Here is a 13,953-nt window from a genome sequence, read left to right as displayed (position 1 = left end):
CGTCCCTCCCAGTCCGTGCCGACCGGCGAGCGCACTTTCGCAACGGCGCCCGGCTTCAACCGGCCGGGCAGACGGTCTACAGAGGGCGAAACTGGACGTGCCCGTGTCGAATTATCCGCTTTCCTACAAGCTGTCCTGGCTGCCGCGCCTGCTGAGACCGTCGCTTAGTGGCGACCGAAGCGCTTTTGAGGCGCCGGCGGCGACGTTGATCGATCCGCCGCCGATGCGGACGGTGCGGCTGGCGTTCGTCGGCGACATTTCGGCGGTCGCCAACCGCGATGCACCGGAGTGTGATCCGGCGATCGCCGCGCTGCTCTCCTCCGCCGACCTCGTGGTCGGCAATTGCGAAAGCCCGATCGTTGAACGTCCGCGCGCGCTGGTTGGCACTTGGCTCGGCACACACCATGCGATGAGCGAGCGCTTTCTCGCGGACGCGCTTGCTGCCGCCGGCATCGCGCGCGACAGGCTCGTGCTGTCCTTGGCCAACAACCATGTGCTCGATCAGGGGATCGTCGGTTTCGAGGAGACGGTCGCGGCGCTCGACCGGCTTGGAATTCGCACCATCGGCACGGTTGCCGGCGGACCTGTCCGGCGCCATGCCGCCGGATCGCTGACGATCGGTTTTGCTGCCTTCACGTTCTGGCGCAACACCGCCGCCGCGCCCTTTGAGGAACGCATCTCCATGTGTGCCGCCGATTGGCCGCGCGAGGCTGCTTCCGATATCGACCTCACCTGCGCGGTGCCGCATTGGGATTGGGAGTTTCGGCATTTTCCGAGGCCGGCGACGCTGGCGGTGGCGAGGCGGCTGGCGGATACGGGCGCCGGGCTGATCGTCGGGCATCACGCCCATGTCGTGCAGCCCGTCGAACGGGTCGGCGACAGCCTCGTCGCCTATGGGCTCGGCGATTTCCTCGGCACGGCCTTGGCCAGGCTGCCATGGCCGGCGCGCATCGGCTCGATATTCGTTGTCGACCTCAGCGCCGATCCCGCCACGCGCGGCGCCATCGCCGCCTACAGGATGCATTTCTTCATGCGGCTGCGAGCGGGCAGTCATGAGCGGCTGGCGGCGGCGGAGGCGCTCGACGGCGTGCTCAAGCAGCGGTTTGCGGCCCGGCTGGAGGCGATTTTCCCGATTTCAGGGAACTAGCCGCCGATTGCCGCCGGTGCAGGCGACTTTCGCGCGAAAGCCGTTATCATAGCCCATCTCAGCGGCGGCCGGGGGTGGCCATGGAAGCAGCGGATTTCATGCCGAGCGCAGCGGTCATCGCGGGCATCAGGCGCGGCATCGAGGACTATGAGGCAAAACGGGCGTCAGCCCAGCGACAGGTGCGCTGGCGGGTGCCCGTGTTCGTCGGCCTTGCCGTCGTCTTCGTCGCGCTCGTGGCCTGGCTGTTCAACGCCGCCGCGGATCCCCACGAACAATGGCTCTCGACGCCGCATGTCTTTCTCTATCTGGGCGGCATGGTCGCCGCGATGCTGGTCTATTTCCGGGCGCTGTGGCCGGCGACGCAGCTGCAGCAATCTTTCCGCGACACGCTGCTGCCGATGATCTTCGGCTTCGTGCGCGACGTGCGCTACCAGCACGGCGTGCGGCCGAACTCCTTCGACAGGATGCCGCGCGAAACGGTCGGCGCCTTCAGCCGGCAGAGCTTCGACGACATCATTTCGGGACGCTATGAGGATTTTCCGTTCGAGCTTTACGAGGCGAAGCTCTGGGAAGGCTCGGGCAAGAGCGAGACGGTTGCCTTCAAGGGCGTCATCGTCGCCTTCGAGACCATCGAGCCGTTCCCGGGAACGCTGGTTGCGGCGCGCAAGGCCGGTAAGGTGACGCACTTCTTTCGCGGCATGTTCGCCTCGAAGATGCAGGAGCTGTCATCCGGCGTCGAAGACTTGGATGCCACCTATGAATTCCGCACCGACAATGTCGAGGCGGCGCAGCCGCTGGTCACCGGCCGGACGGCGCAGGCACTGGCCTGGCTGCGTGAGACATGGCCCTACGACCAGGCGCGGGTAGCGCTCAGCGGCAGCGACGGCTTTCTGTTGATGCCGCGGTCGAAGAACTTCTTCGAGCTGCCGGATATTACGCAGCCGATCGACTACAACATGCATGTCGCGCCGATGATCACCGATCTCGGCGCCATGCTGGCGACGGCGGCGCTGGTGCGCAAGATCGGGGCGAGAGACGAAGCGGCTGAATAATGCTCAACAATCGAAGCCATATGCGGCGCGCACGTGGTCGGCCTCTTCCTTAGACATCTTCTTGAACATCACGCAGACGGTGAAGCTGCCGACCTGATGGCCGTCCCTGGTGTAACCCCAATCGGAAATATCGTCCCGGGTGAATTCGATGTTCTGGCCGAGGACCACGTTGTGGACGAGTTCCGGCTCGTTGGCCAATATGCCGACGAAGCCCGTGGCGGTCCGCTTGAACGGGATGACCCAGAAGTGCTCCCTCGCGTCTCCGTCGATGATCATCACCTTCAGCTTGTACTTGTCGGTTCCCGGCGGCGGAGCGTCGGACAAAGCCAGGAATTCGTCCAGGCTGGACCGCGCCTTAGCGATCGCGGCGGCCATCTCGGCGTCATCGGAGGCGATCATCACCGTCTTGTCGTCGCCTTGCGCCCGTGCCTGCAACGGGATGAATGCCAGAAACAGGCACAATGCGATGCGAATGGCAAAGATCATGAAGCCCCCCAAGGCGATTGATTTCCTGCCCATTATCCTCCCGCAATGCGTCGGCTTGTCAATCGCAGCCGCAGCTCGCGCCGCCGCCAGTGCCAAGGGGTCAGGCTGATCGGTCCGCGCCGACCGTTCGACGATGCCACAGAACAGCCGCTGATCGACAAATCCTGGGCGACCCTGAAAATCAAACCTTAGATTGGCTTACAGACCGGTCAGGCCGGCCAGCCAGCTTGCCGAGCGCTTTGCCGCGTCCACCGTCGCGCCGGCGGCGCGACTGAGGTCGGTCTTGACCACGGCATAGCCGGCCTTGCTGCGGTAAAGCATGGCGCGGCCGCCATCGACCGATCCATCGAAGGCGACGGGCTTCGCGGCCTCTGTCTCGCTGGCGGTCACCGTTGCGCCCACCGGAACGCTCGGGCGATGGTCGAGCTCGGGCGGCAGCGGGGCGATGGTTTCGACGACGCGGTTGGTGGGCTTCAGATCGGGCTTCGAAGCTTTCGCCGCCAGCTCGGAAGAAGAAGCCGAGCCTTTGACGCGGCAGATGCCGGAAACCAGCGGATAGTTGAAATTGCGCTGGTGCAGCATCTGGCTCTTCATCGCCGCTTCGCAGTCGGCGATCGTCGCCCATTTGGCCGGCGTCTCGCCGATATATTCGCAGAGCTTCGCGTCGCAGTCGCAGCCGACGATGGTCATGGCGACAAGGGCGGTCTTGATCACGGTCTTGTCCCTTCGAAAATCGCTACCCGTTCCGCACTTGCATCAATCAATGCCGAACAAGGCGGGATTTGGCCGCGATTGTGAAATGTGGATGACGGGACGTTTCCGAAGGTTGCTTAGGCGGCGACTGTGACCGAAATGCCTCAGGCAGGCCTGGCCGTCCCAAAAAGACAGTCGGCGCTGGGATTTCTCCCAGCGCCTCCCTGTCAGATCAGGAACCAGTCAAGGCAGCAACTTCCGTAAAGTCGTCGCGCCAGGCCAGCCTTGATTTTGACGGTCCTGCCAGTCGCCACCCGAAGGCAGCGCCCGTTCCAGACCACGCCGATCTCCACCCTTGCGGGCTTCGCCCAGCGTGCCATCGAAGGTTTTTCCCGGCCTTCATGGCAGCATCGGTCCGCCGTCGGCGTTGGCACGCTTTCCGCGGCACCCGTAGGTCTCGGCATCCTTCCCTCCAGCAGGCGAACCTGCTTTCGTTCCGGGCCGTACGGGCCTCAGGAAATCCGCCTTGCGCTTTTGCCTTTCGGCTGGGGCGTTCGGTAGCCGCCTGAGATGGGTTGAATGTACGCCGGGTAAGCGGTTCAGGGAATGTCGGCGGCCCTGTGGATAGCGGGATTATCGGGGACCACTGGCAAAAGCCCCGGAATTCGACTGCCGAACCGCTTAGACAGCCTGCCCCGCCTTTTTTGGCGACCTTTGGATGCCGGAGCCTTGCCCCGCCGCCCGGTCCGCGTTTCAATGTCGGCAAAAGAGTTTGGGCCGGCAAAGAAGTTTGGGCTGGCAAAGACGTTGGGCGCCAGCGGGACTTCGCCGCGCATTTTTGCGCGACTTGCCTCGGGGGAGGTCAGCTTGAAGGTCGGGGTGGTTCTCAATCCGATAGCCGGCGGCGGCAAGCTCAAGCGGCGCTGGACGGAGGTGGCGGCGTCACTCAACAGGCATTTCGGCGACTTCGACCTGCGCGAGACGCAAACCAGCGGCGACGCGGAGCGGCTGGCGATCGACCTCGCCGCCGGCGGATGCGATCTGGTGATTGCGGCGGGCGGCGACGGCACCGCCAGCGAGGTGGCGGACGGGTTGCTGCAGGCGCAGCATGAGACCGGCCAGGAAAGTGCGCTTGGACTTCTGCCCTGCGGCACCGGCATCGACTTCGCACGCGGGCTCAATTTGCCGCGCGGCATAGACGCCACGCTGAAGCGGATCGCCGATACCGAGAGCCGGAAGATCGATGCCGGCCGGATCTGCTACATTGACGACCACGGCGCGCTGGCCAGCCGCCATTTCATCAACGTCGCCGGCATCGGTCTGTCCGGCGCGACGGATCGCGCCGTCAATGCCGACAAGCGCAAGGGCAGGATCTCGGCCAAGGCGCTGTTCTTTTGGCGCACGGTGCTGGAGTTCATCCGCTACCGTTTCCAGGACGTCAGGATCACCATCGACGATGGCGAGCCGATCGAGGCGCGCATGGCGCTGGTGGCGGTCGCCAACGGAAAATTCTTCGGCGGCGGCATGATGATCGCGCCGGACGCCGAGCTCGCCGACGGCCAGTTCGACATCGTCATCCTGCGCGCCGCCGGCAAGCTCGGCCTGATAAGGGACATTCGCCTGCTCTATGGCGGCCGGCACCGCGACCATCCGGCGATCACCATCCTGCGCGGCCGCAAGGTGCTGGTCGAGCCGTTGGGTGATGTCGAGAAGAACAGCGCGCTGGTCGACATAGACGGCGAATCGCCGGGACGGATTCCGGCGACTTTCGAGATCCTGCCCGGCGCGCTGACCTTGAGAGGTTGAATCAACTGGCTGAGGGCTTGATTCAGCTGGTAAGGCCAGCTGGTTGAAATAGCTGGCTAAAATTTTTGCCGGATTACAATTCGAGCTTGGCCGGGAAGCCTGGCGCGCGAAGCTCCGTGCCGACCGCATCCTCGAGCAGCTTGACGATCTGCGTCGACCAGGCGTCGCCGCCATAGGCGCGCTTGCCTTCCTCGAAGATCGCGTTGACGCGTGACGCCAGATCGAGCGGCGCGCCGAAATCCCGGCCCATGGCGAGCGCGAAGCCAAGGTCCTTCAGCGCCAGGTCCATGGTGAAGCCGATGTCGTAGGAGCCGTTGAGCACGAGCTGGCTTTCGGTCTCGTGGACAAAGCTGTTGCCGGATGAGGCGACGATGGCGTGGTAGGCCTGAGCAAGGTCAAGCCCGCCTTGCTTCGCCAGCATCAGCGCTTCGCCGGCGGCGACCAGATGGATGAAGGCCAGCATGTTGGTGATGACCTTGATCACCGCCGCCGAGCCGATCGGGCCCATCAGGAAGGATTTTGCGCACATCGCTTCGATCGCTGGGCGATGGCGTTCATAGAGCGCGGCGTCACCGCCGACGAGAGCGGTGATCTTGCCTGCCGCTGCCAGATGCACGCCGCCGGTGACCGGGCATTCGAGCGTCTCGATGCCCTTGGCCGAAGCAAGCGCGGCGAGCCGTACAATCTCGTCGCGGCCATTGGTCGACATCTCGATCCAGGTGCCTCCCGCGGGTAGGCCCTGGAGCAGTCCGTCCGGGCCGGCGAGCACCGCTTCGCAGACCTTTGGCGAGGGCAGGCAGGTGATCGCATTGCCGGCACGAGCGGCGGCCTCCGCCGGGCTGCCCGCCGCAATGGCACCTAGCGCGACGAGGCGCTCCACCGCCGCCGGGTCGCGGTCGAAGACGGTGACGACAAAGCCGTTGCGCAGCAGGCTGGCGGCAAGGTTGCCGCCGAGATGGCCGAGGCCGATGAAGGCGTAAGCGAGGGTCACGGCATCAACGGCGTCTGCATCATCTGCAGATGCAGGTCCTTGCCGCTATAGGGATGCGCGTCGCAGACTTCCTCGTTGAGCTCGACCCCGAGGCCAGGCTCCTTCGACGGAATGACGTTGCCGTCCTGCCATTCGATCTTCTTCTTGAGCAGCGTGGCGTGAAAACCATCCCACTGCTTCAGCGATTCCAGGATGAGGAAGTTGGGCAACGTGACGGCCAGCTGGATGTTGGCGGCTCCAACGATCGGGCCGCAATAGCAATGCGGCGCGACCTGGATGTGGTAGGCCTCGGCCATGGCGGCAATCTTCTTGGTCTCAAGAATGCCGCCGGAGCGGCCGAGGTCCGGCTGCAGGATGGTCGCGGCGCGGTTCTCGATGACGCGGGCGAACTCGAATTTCGTCGTCAGCCGTTCGCCGGTGGCGATCGGGATCGAGGTGCCGCGAGCAACCTGCGCCATGACTTCCGGCATGTCCGGGGGCACCGGCTCCTCGAACCACAGCGGATCGTATGGCTCGATGGCGCGGGCGAGGCGCAGCGCGCCGGAGGCGGTGAACTGGCCGTGCGTGCCGAACAGGATATCGGCGCGGCTGCCGACCGCCTCGCGGATCGCCTTGATCATGCTGACGGAAACGTCGATGTCGAGCAGCCGCGGCTGGTGGCCGTCAAAGGCCGTGTAAGGCCCGGCCGGATCGAGCTTGACGGCATTGAAACCCTGCTCGACATATTCGAGCGCGCAGGCGGCCGCCATCTCGGGATCGTTGTAGACGTTCCTGCCGCTCGGCGCGTCCTCGGAATGGACGCTGCCGGTGTGCGGGTAGAGATAGGTGTAGGAGCGTAGCGTCTCGTGCACCTGGCCACCGAGCAGCTTGTAGACCGGCTTGTCCGCCTCCTTGCCGATGATGTCCCAGCAGGCCATTTCCAGCGCCGAGAAGCAGCCCATGCCGGACACGTCGGGGCGCTGGGTGAAGCCGGAGGAATAGGCGCGTCGGAAGAGGTTCTCGATGTCGTGCGGATCGCGGCCGACGAGATAGCGCTCAGCCATGTCCTCGATCATCCTGGCGGTGACATGCGCCGAAAACGTTGCGTTGTAGGCCTCGCCATAGCCGACCACACCGCCGTCGGTGGTGAGCTTGACGAAGATGAAATACTTGCCGCCGATGCCGGGCGGCGGGTTGCCAACAACCCAGGTCTTTACGTCGGTGATTTTCATTTGTGATCCTCCAGAACCAGGTCGGCGCCTTTCCATCCGGTCAGGATCGAGGCGGCGTTGGTGTTGCCCGTGATGTTGTCGGGGAAAATCGAAGCGTCGATGACGCGTAAGGCTTCCAGCCCATGCACCTTCAGCCGCGGATCGACGACGGCGCGCGCGGCGTCCGGTCCCATGCGGCAGGTCGAGACCGGGTGGTAGACGGTGCCCGAGCGTTTCCTGAAATCCTGGATGAGGTCGGCGTCCGACTGGATCGACGGTCCGGGTAGCACCTCTTCCTCGATGATCTCGGCCATGGCCGGCATCGCGGCGATCTTACGCACGAACTTCACCGCCGCCAGCATCTCGTCCACATCGGCGTTGGTCGAATAGGCATTCGGGGTGATCCGAGGATAGTCCCGCGCGCTTTTCGAGCGGATCATGATCTCGCCGCGGCTCGACGGGCGACAGTTGGACAGGCCGATCGAGAAACCGGGCCAGGGGTCGGGCGTCAGGATCGGGCGCTCGCCGCTCTTTGGAATGACGGTCGAGAAGGCCTGGAAATAGAGCTGCATGTTCGGCCGCGTCATTGACGGGTCGGTGCGGAAGAAGCCGCCGGCATTGTTCATCGACAGCGACAGCGGACCGGAACGCAGCAGGATGTATTGCATGCCGACCAGCAGCTTGCCCCACCAGGGCCGCAGGATCTGGTTCAGCGTCGGCAGCTTGCCCTTGAAGGTGTAGTTGATGCCGACATGGTCCTGCAGATTGGCCCCGACATTGTCGTTGGCGTGGACAACCGGGATGCCGAGATCGCCAAGCAGCGCAGCGGGGCCGACACCGGACAGCTGCAGCAGCTGCGGTGAGTTGATCGAGCCGCCCGAGAGGATCACCTCGCGGCCGGCGCGCGCCGTCTTGGTCTCGCCGTTCTGTTCATATTCGACGCCGACGGCGCGCTTGCCGTCGAACAGGATCTTCGTCGCCAGCGCGTTGGTCTCGACGCGCACGTTAGCGCGTTTCATCGCCGGCCGCAGGAAGGCGCGGGCGGCCGACATGCGGCGGCCGTTCTTGGTCGTGATCTGGTAGATGCCAACGCCCTCCTGGGAGGCACCGTTGAAGTCCGGGTTGAACGGCAGACCGGCCTGTTCGGCGGCCGCCAGATAGCGCTTGGTCAGCGGATGCACGGCGCGCGAACAATCGGTGACGTGCAGCGGTCCGCCGACGCCGCGCCATTGATCGGCGCCGGCCGCATTGTCTTCCATCGCCTTGAAGGAGGGCAGGAGGTCGTCGTAGCTCCAGCCCGGATTGCCGGCGGCGGCCCAGGCATCGAAATCCTCGCGCGCGCCGCGGATGAAGACCATGGCGTTGATCGAGCTCGATCCGCCGAGCAGCTTGCCGCGCGGCCAGTGATCGGCATTGTTGCCGAAGCCGGGATCCGGCTCGGCCTTGTAGTTCCAGTTGACGGCCGGGTCGAAAAATGTCTTGCCGTAGCCGAGCGGCATCTGGACGTAGAAGCGCCGATCGGTCCCGCCGGCCTCCAGTACCAGCACTGAGAAACGGCCCGAAGCCGACAGTCTGTCGGCAACGACCGAGCCGGCCGAGCCGGAGCCGACGATGATGAAATCATAAGTCTGCATGGTGGGCGGGCGCGCTCCGAAATTCGCGGCCTAGCCTAGACATTGCCGGTTCACGTCGTCGCCGGACCTTCCGGCATGGCTTGTGAAAAAAGCGACCGGTGCCTTTGTGCTCAACCGGCGGTACTGTCGCTTTTGCGAAAGGCGCGGCTCGAAATCGATATCGGCTTGTCACTGGGATCGCGGGTATTGGCGAAGACATAGCCGTCGGCCCTGTGCAGGGCGCCGAACTCCAGTCCTTCCTTTGCGCTGCTTGCGGCAAAGGCTTCGACGTCCTCGACATCGAAGACCAACTTGACGGTCGATTGTCCTGTTTTCTGTCCCTTGGCCGCCAGGTGGAGCATGAGGCTTGCACCTCCGGCTTGATTGGTCAGTTCGACGATCCTGTCGCCCTGTTCGCGATGCGCTTGGAAGCCAAAATGCCTTTCGTAAAAGGCCACGGCCGCTTCGACGTTTCTAACGTAAAGGACGATGCGATTGAGCGACAAAGCCAATTCCTCCCCCCGCAGGCCGTTCTGTCGACACAGCCTAGGAGCGAAAGCACCGACTGTCATCGGTGCGCACGCGTTGACGGGTGGAGGGAGCGACGCTACGGGGATGAGACGATCGCTTCAGGGGAGGATTCCGGCATGGTGCATTACGCGGATGGAAAACCGCTTGGCGATCTCACCTTGAGGACGCTCGCAATGCCCTCCGACGCCAATGCGGCCGGCGACATCTTTGGCGGCTGGGTTATGGCGCAGATGGACCTTGCCTGCGGCATCCGCGCCGCCGAGCGCGCCAAGGGGCGCGTGGTCACCGCCGCGGTCAAGGAGATGTCCTTCGCCAAGCCGATGAAGATCGGCGACACGCTCTGCATCTACACCCATGTCGAGCGTGTCGGCCGCACCTCGATGGTGCTTAAGGTCGAGGCCTGGGCGCAACGCTATCTTTCCGACCTGATGGAGAAGGTCACCCATGCCGATTTCGTCATGGTGGCGCTCGACGGCGAGGGCAAGCCAAAGCCGGTTCCGGCCGAGAGCTGACGGGTCCGCGATTCTCACAGTCCTGGGTTTTGTAACAACGCCAGCGCGGCAGATGCGCTCCGCGACATCCAATGGTTGCCTTCGCGCTCCACCTTGGGGGCGCGGGGGAAAGACAATGCGTCAACACATGCTGAACGGCTGGCTGGTGGCAGCCCTTATTGCACTGGTCTCCTGCTTGGCACAACAGCCTATATTGAGGTCAGGAAAGACCTTCCGCGCGTCGCGTGCACGAGGGGTCTGAAGGCTGTGGACAGGAGGCCGGTGCAGTTGGAAAGCTGCTCGATGACGTGCTGCAGCCGCGCCATTCCAAGCGCCTGATCGGTGGTCGGCTAAAGGCAGTCATCCCTATCGAGACGCATGTACGCAGACACCTGCGAAGCTGGCTGCGGAGCCGCAGCAAATCCGGTCAAAGCCGGAAGGCACAACAGGCCCGGCGCCGAGCCCCACGGTTCATCCAATGGTTCAGAAACCTTTGAACTACAAGGGTTTCAGGCTTGCTGGCTGTCGAATTTGGCGCGTGCTTCGCGGACCCGATTTGTATTCTTGCGCGCCCATTCGCCGAGCGCGCCGACCGGCACGAGCAGCTCGTGGCCGAGCTCGGTCAGCTCGTAATCGACGCGTGGCGGGATGGTCGGAAACACCTTGCGCGTGACGAAGCCGTCGCGTTCCAGACCGCGCAAGGTGGTAGTCAGCATCTTCTGCGAAATGCCGCCGACGGCGGCGCGCAATTCATTGAACCGCATCGCTCCGCCGCCGAGCTTGCCGACGACGAGCACGGTCCATTTGTCGCCGACCCGTTGCAGGATTTCCGACACGGCTCGGCAGTCCTCGGTGTTGTGCGGGTGCCTCAGTAACAAAAACGTGCCTCCTTGCGCGCCGGTTTGTCAGTATCACATATAGCGCCGGTATCCAAACGATACCAGTAATTCCCGCAAGGAGAGCCCCTTATGTCCAAGCCCAAAATCGCCATTGTCGTCGGTTCGACGCGCGCCGCCCGCTTCGCCGACGTCCCGACGCAGTGGATTGCCAAGATCGCCAAGTCGCACGCCGACATCGATGTCGAGATCGTCGATCTGCGCGATTGGCCGCTGCCCTTCTTCGACGAGGTCGCATCCTCCGCCTGGGCGCCGTCGCAGAACGAAGTGGCGCAGCGCTGGCAGAGGAAGGTTGCCGAGTTCGACGGCTTCATCTTCACCGCCGCCGAATACAATCACGCCCCGACGGGTGTCTTGAAGAACGCCATCGATTACGCCGCCAATGAATGGAACAAGAAGCCGGCCAGTTTCATCGGTTATGGCTCGGTCGGCGGCTCGCGTGCGATCGAGCACCTTCGCCTGATCGCTGTCGAACTGCAGATGGCGCCGGTCAAGTCGGCCGTGCATATCGCCTGGGGTGACTACCTTGCCGTACGCCAGGGCGAAAAGAAGCTCGAAGACCTCGAGCACCTGAACCAGTCGGCCACCGCACTCGTCAACGACGTCGCCTGGTGGGCCAAGGTGCTGAAGGCGGCGCGTGCCGCCGACGCGATCGCCAGCGAAGCCCAGGCTGCCTAAGCGGTCAGTCGAGTTTGTCCTCCCAGTAAAAAGGGGCGGCGCTGGCGCCGCCCCTTTTTCAATCTGCGAAAACCGAAGCTACCCATCTCGCTTGGACAGCAGCCTGATCCCTTTGAGCCACCGCACTGTCCTGCGTTCGGCCCGACCACGTCTGACGGTCACTTGATCGCTCGGAACGGTGCGTTAGATGCAGGTCCGAATCCGCCGAAAGACGAAGACAGACAGTCGTGGAGGAGCGGAATGGCTTGGCTTGGCAGATGGAGCAATCAGTACGGGTCCGTCCTCGACATCACTGGCGAGGACGGCGGCCGGATTGAAGGCACGTTTCGCACAGCGCTCGAAGACAGCAGCTTCTATGGACAGACCGTGCCGATACTCGGCATCGCGCATGGCGACGTCATTGGAGTAACGGCCGCCGGCGAGGGTACGGCCGGCCCGGCCGCGGTGAGCTACACCGGAATATTGCGGGACGGCAAACTGCAGACGATGTGGCTGACGGTGGCGGGCAGCACCATCACCGGCAAGGAGGGCGAGACCGCTTCCCGCAAGCAGGTAGGAACCTGGCGCGCCTTCGGCACCAGCCTCGACACCTTCGTCCGAGAATAGCCAAACAGCCAGCAGGTACGAGACCGCTCACGACTTCGTGTCGAGCGATTCCAAATCTGCGCCGCAGAGTGACTTGCATTATGCAATTAACTTGGCTATCTGTCACTTGCATATTGAAAGTGAGCCACGAGAATGGTTGCCAGGACGAGCTTCGAAACGCGCCCGTGTCCCATCGCGCGCAGCCTCGACGAGGTTGGTGAGTGGTGGAGCATCCTGTTGCTGCGCGACGCCTTCCAGGGTCTCACGCGCTTCGACCAGTTTCAGAAAAGCCTGGACATCGCGCCCAACATCCTGACGCGGCGGTTGAACAGCCTGGTCGAGCGCGGTTTGTTCGACAAGCGCGCCTACTGCGAACGGCCGCTTCGCCATGAATATGTGCTGACTGCCAAGGCCCGCGATTTCCGGCCGGTGCTGCTTACGCTGCTTGCCTGGGGCAACAGGCATCTGGCGCCCGAAGGTCCGAGCCTGGTCGTGGTGGACAGCGCGGACGGGCGCTGGGCCGAGCCGGTCCTGGTCGACCGGGAGACCGGCAGGGAGCTGGACGGTGGCGGCTTCGCCATAGCGACGGCCCCGATGGCCACAGACCGAATGCGGCAGCGCTATCGTTTCAGCACCGAAGGTTCGGGCCTTCCGCTGGTCGAGAATAGCCGTGGCGGCCGGGAAGAGGCGCGAAGGAGATGAACAAGGCTCTTTCCCCGGCCGAATTGGAGACCACGGTCGTTGATCTTCCGAAACCAGCCAGGAAGCGGCGCAAGCCGCTGCTGCTCGGCGCAGCGCTGATCGCGATCGCCGGCGCCGGTTGGTATGGCTTCGAGTGGTGGCAGGCCAACCGCTTCCTGGTGACGACGGATGACGCCTATGTCGGCGGCAATGTCACGCCACTGGCGCCGCGCGTCGCCGGACATATCGACCAAGTGTTCGTAGAGGACAACCAGCATGTCACCGCTGGCCAGCCCGTCATCCGCATCGACGACAGGCCGTTCAAGGCCGCGCTGGAACGTGCACAGGCGTCGGTGCAGCAGAAGCAGTCGGCGCTCGATAATCTGCGCGCTCGGGTGCCGCTGCAGAATTCGCTAATCGAGCAGGCCAGGGCCGATCTCGAGGCCAAAAGCGCCGCTGCTCTCTTCACCGCACAGGATGCCAAGCGCTACGCGGTGCTTGCCAGCGCCAGGACGGGTTCAGAGCAGGATGCCCAAAAGAGTGCCGCCGCCGATGGCCAGGCGCAGGCATCCGTCACCGCCGCGCGGGCAGCGCTCGCTGCTTCTAAACAACAGCTCGACGTCCTCAACACCCAGATCTCGGAAGCGACGGCGGAAGTCGCGGCCGCCAAGGCGGATCTCGATACGGCGGATCTCGACCTCGGCTTCACGGAAATCCGCTCGCCGATCGACGGCATCGTCGGCAACAGGCTGGCGCAGGTCGGCACCTATGTTTCGCCGGGCAGCTACCTTTTGACCATCGTTCCTGCGTCGGGCCTGTGGGTCGACGCCAACTTCAAGGAAGACCAGCTGCGCGCCATGGCCGACGGCCAGGCCGCGACGGTCTATGCCGATGTCGCCCCCGACCGGCCGCTCAAGGGCCACGTCACCAGCCTCGGGCCGGCCACCGGAGCGATCTTCAGCGTTATCCCGCCGCAGAATGCGACCGGCAATTTCACCAAGATCGTGCAGCGGGTGCCGGTTAGGATCACAATCGACGCCGACCAGGCGGGCAAGGTCGCGCTGCGGCCCGGCCTGTCGACGGTGGTCACGGTCGATACCGGATCGCACTGAG

15 protein-coding genes are annotated in these 13,953 nt (G+C 64.1%); 8 read left to right on the top strand and 7 right to left on the bottom strand.

Annotated elements, in window-relative coordinates:
* Nucleotides 1-103 precede the first annotated feature (103 nt).
* Nucleotides 104-1,147: a CapA family protein gene (locus EN869_RS07625; RefSeq protein ID WP_127225938.1), complete on the top strand. Its 1,044-nt coding sequence runs from the start codon at nucleotides 104-106 to the stop codon at nucleotides 1,145-1,147.
* A gap of 80 nt (nucleotides 1,148-1,227) precedes the next feature.
* A complete protein-coding gene (locus EN869_RS07620; RefSeq protein WP_127225939.1) occupies nucleotides 1,228-2,199 on the top strand; it encodes a DUF3137 domain-containing protein in 972 nt (323 codons plus the stop codon).
* Between the two features lie 3 nt (nucleotides 2,200-2,202).
* On the opposite strand, the gene EN869_RS07615 is transcribed toward EN869_RS07620, so the two are convergent.
* Together EN869_RS07615 and EN869_RS07610 are read right to left on the bottom strand one after the other, a co-directional pair.
* Nucleotides 2,203-2,781 (bottom strand): DUF2314 domain-containing protein, encoded by a 579-nt coding sequence (locus EN869_RS07615; protein ID WP_245489387.1) that lies wholly within the window; start codon nucleotides 2,779-2,781, stop codon nucleotides 2,203-2,205.
* Nucleotides 2,782-2,883: 102 nt separating this feature from the next.
* Nucleotides 2,884-3,399, bottom strand: coding sequence for a hypothetical protein (locus tag EN869_RS07610; RefSeq protein WP_127225940.1), 516 nt, complete (start codon nucleotides 3,397-3,399; stop codon nucleotides 2,884-2,886).
* Between the two features lie 846 nt (nucleotides 3,400-4,245).
* Here EN869_RS07610 and EN869_RS07605 point away from each other — a divergent pair.
* On the top strand, nucleotides 4,246-5,184 hold the full coding sequence (locus EN869_RS07605) for a diacylglycerol kinase family protein (RefSeq protein WP_127225941.1): 939 nt from the start codon (nucleotides 4,246-4,248) through the stop codon (nucleotides 5,182-5,184).
* A 73-nt stretch (nucleotides 5,185-5,257) separates the two neighbouring features.
* Here EN869_RS07605 and EN869_RS07600 read toward each other — a convergent pair whose 3' ends face one another.
* From EN869_RS07600 to EN869_RS07585, 4 genes are all read right to left on the bottom strand, one after another.
* A complete protein-coding gene (locus tag EN869_RS07600; RefSeq protein WP_127225942.1) occupies nucleotides 5,258-6,175 on the bottom strand; it encodes an NAD(P)-dependent oxidoreductase in 918 nt (305 codons plus the stop codon).
* Nucleotides 6,172-7,386, bottom strand: coding sequence for a mandelate racemase/muconate lactonizing enzyme family protein (locus tag EN869_RS07595; protein ID WP_127225943.1), 1,215 nt, complete (start codon nucleotides 7,384-7,386; stop codon nucleotides 6,172-6,174). Before EN869_RS07595 ends, EN869_RS07600 begins: the two co-directional genes overlap by 4 nt.
* Nucleotides 7,383-8,999 carry a GMC family oxidoreductase N-terminal domain-containing protein gene (locus tag EN869_RS07590; protein ID WP_127225944.1) on the bottom strand — a complete coding sequence of 539 codons (1,617 nt, stop codon included), beginning with the start codon at nucleotides 8,997-8,999 and terminating at the stop codon, nucleotides 7,383-7,385. The genes EN869_RS07595 and EN869_RS07590 overlap by 4 nt, the downstream gene beginning before the upstream one ends.
* 110 nt (nucleotides 9,000-9,109) lie before the next feature.
* On the bottom strand, nucleotides 9,110-9,484 hold the full coding sequence (locus EN869_RS07585; protein WP_127225945.1) for a VOC family protein: 375 nt from the start codon (nucleotides 9,482-9,484) through the stop codon (nucleotides 9,110-9,112).
* Nucleotides 9,485-9,625: 141 nt separating this feature from the next.
* Between EN869_RS07585 and EN869_RS07580 the strand changes: the two genes are divergently transcribed.
* Nucleotides 9,626-10,021, top strand: a complete 396-nt coding sequence (locus tag EN869_RS07580) for an acyl-CoA thioesterase (RefSeq protein ID WP_042646168.1) — start codon at nucleotides 9,626-9,628, stop codon at nucleotides 10,019-10,021.
* A 488-nt stretch (nucleotides 10,022-10,509) separates the two neighbouring features.
* On the opposite strand, the gene EN869_RS07570 is transcribed toward EN869_RS07580, so the two are convergent.
* A complete protein-coding gene (locus tag EN869_RS07570; RefSeq protein WP_127225946.1) occupies nucleotides 10,510-10,878 on the bottom strand; it encodes a helix-turn-helix domain-containing protein in 369 nt (122 codons plus the stop codon).
* 90 nt (nucleotides 10,879-10,968) lie between these two features.
* On the opposite strand from EN869_RS07570, the gene EN869_RS07565 reads away from it, so the two are divergent.
* The 4 genes from EN869_RS07565 (at nucleotide 10,969) to EN869_RS07550 (ending at nucleotide 13,952) form a co-directional block, all read left to right on the top strand.
* A complete protein-coding gene (locus EN869_RS07565) occupies nucleotides 10,969-11,574 on the top strand; it encodes an NADPH-dependent FMN reductase (protein WP_127225947.1) in 606 nt (201 codons plus the stop codon).
* 240 nt (nucleotides 11,575-11,814) lie between these two features.
* Nucleotides 11,815-12,180, top strand: coding sequence for an avidin/streptavidin family protein (locus EN869_RS07560; RefSeq protein ID WP_127225948.1), 366 nt, complete (start codon nucleotides 11,815-11,817; stop codon nucleotides 12,178-12,180).
* Between the two features lie 132 nt (nucleotides 12,181-12,312).
* The gene (locus EN869_RS07555) at nucleotides 12,313-12,861 is read left to right on the top strand and encodes a helix-turn-helix domain-containing protein (protein WP_127225949.1); all 549 of its coding nucleotides are present in this window, start codon (nucleotides 12,313-12,315) and stop codon (nucleotides 12,859-12,861) included.
* On the top strand, nucleotides 12,858-13,952 hold the full coding sequence (locus EN869_RS07550; RefSeq protein ID WP_127225950.1) for an HlyD family secretion protein: 1,095 nt from the start codon (nucleotides 12,858-12,860) through the stop codon (nucleotides 13,950-13,952). Before EN869_RS07555 ends, EN869_RS07550 begins: the two co-directional genes overlap by 4 nt.
* Nucleotide 13,953: the final 1 nt, after the last annotated feature.

The organism is Mesorhizobium sp. M2D.F.Ca.ET.226.01.1.1 (assembly GCF_004022705.2).
Taxonomy (GTDB): domain Bacteria; phylum Pseudomonadota; class Alphaproteobacteria; order Rhizobiales; family Rhizobiaceae; genus Mesorhizobium.
This window is presented reverse-complemented; position numbering and strand designations above follow the sequence as displayed.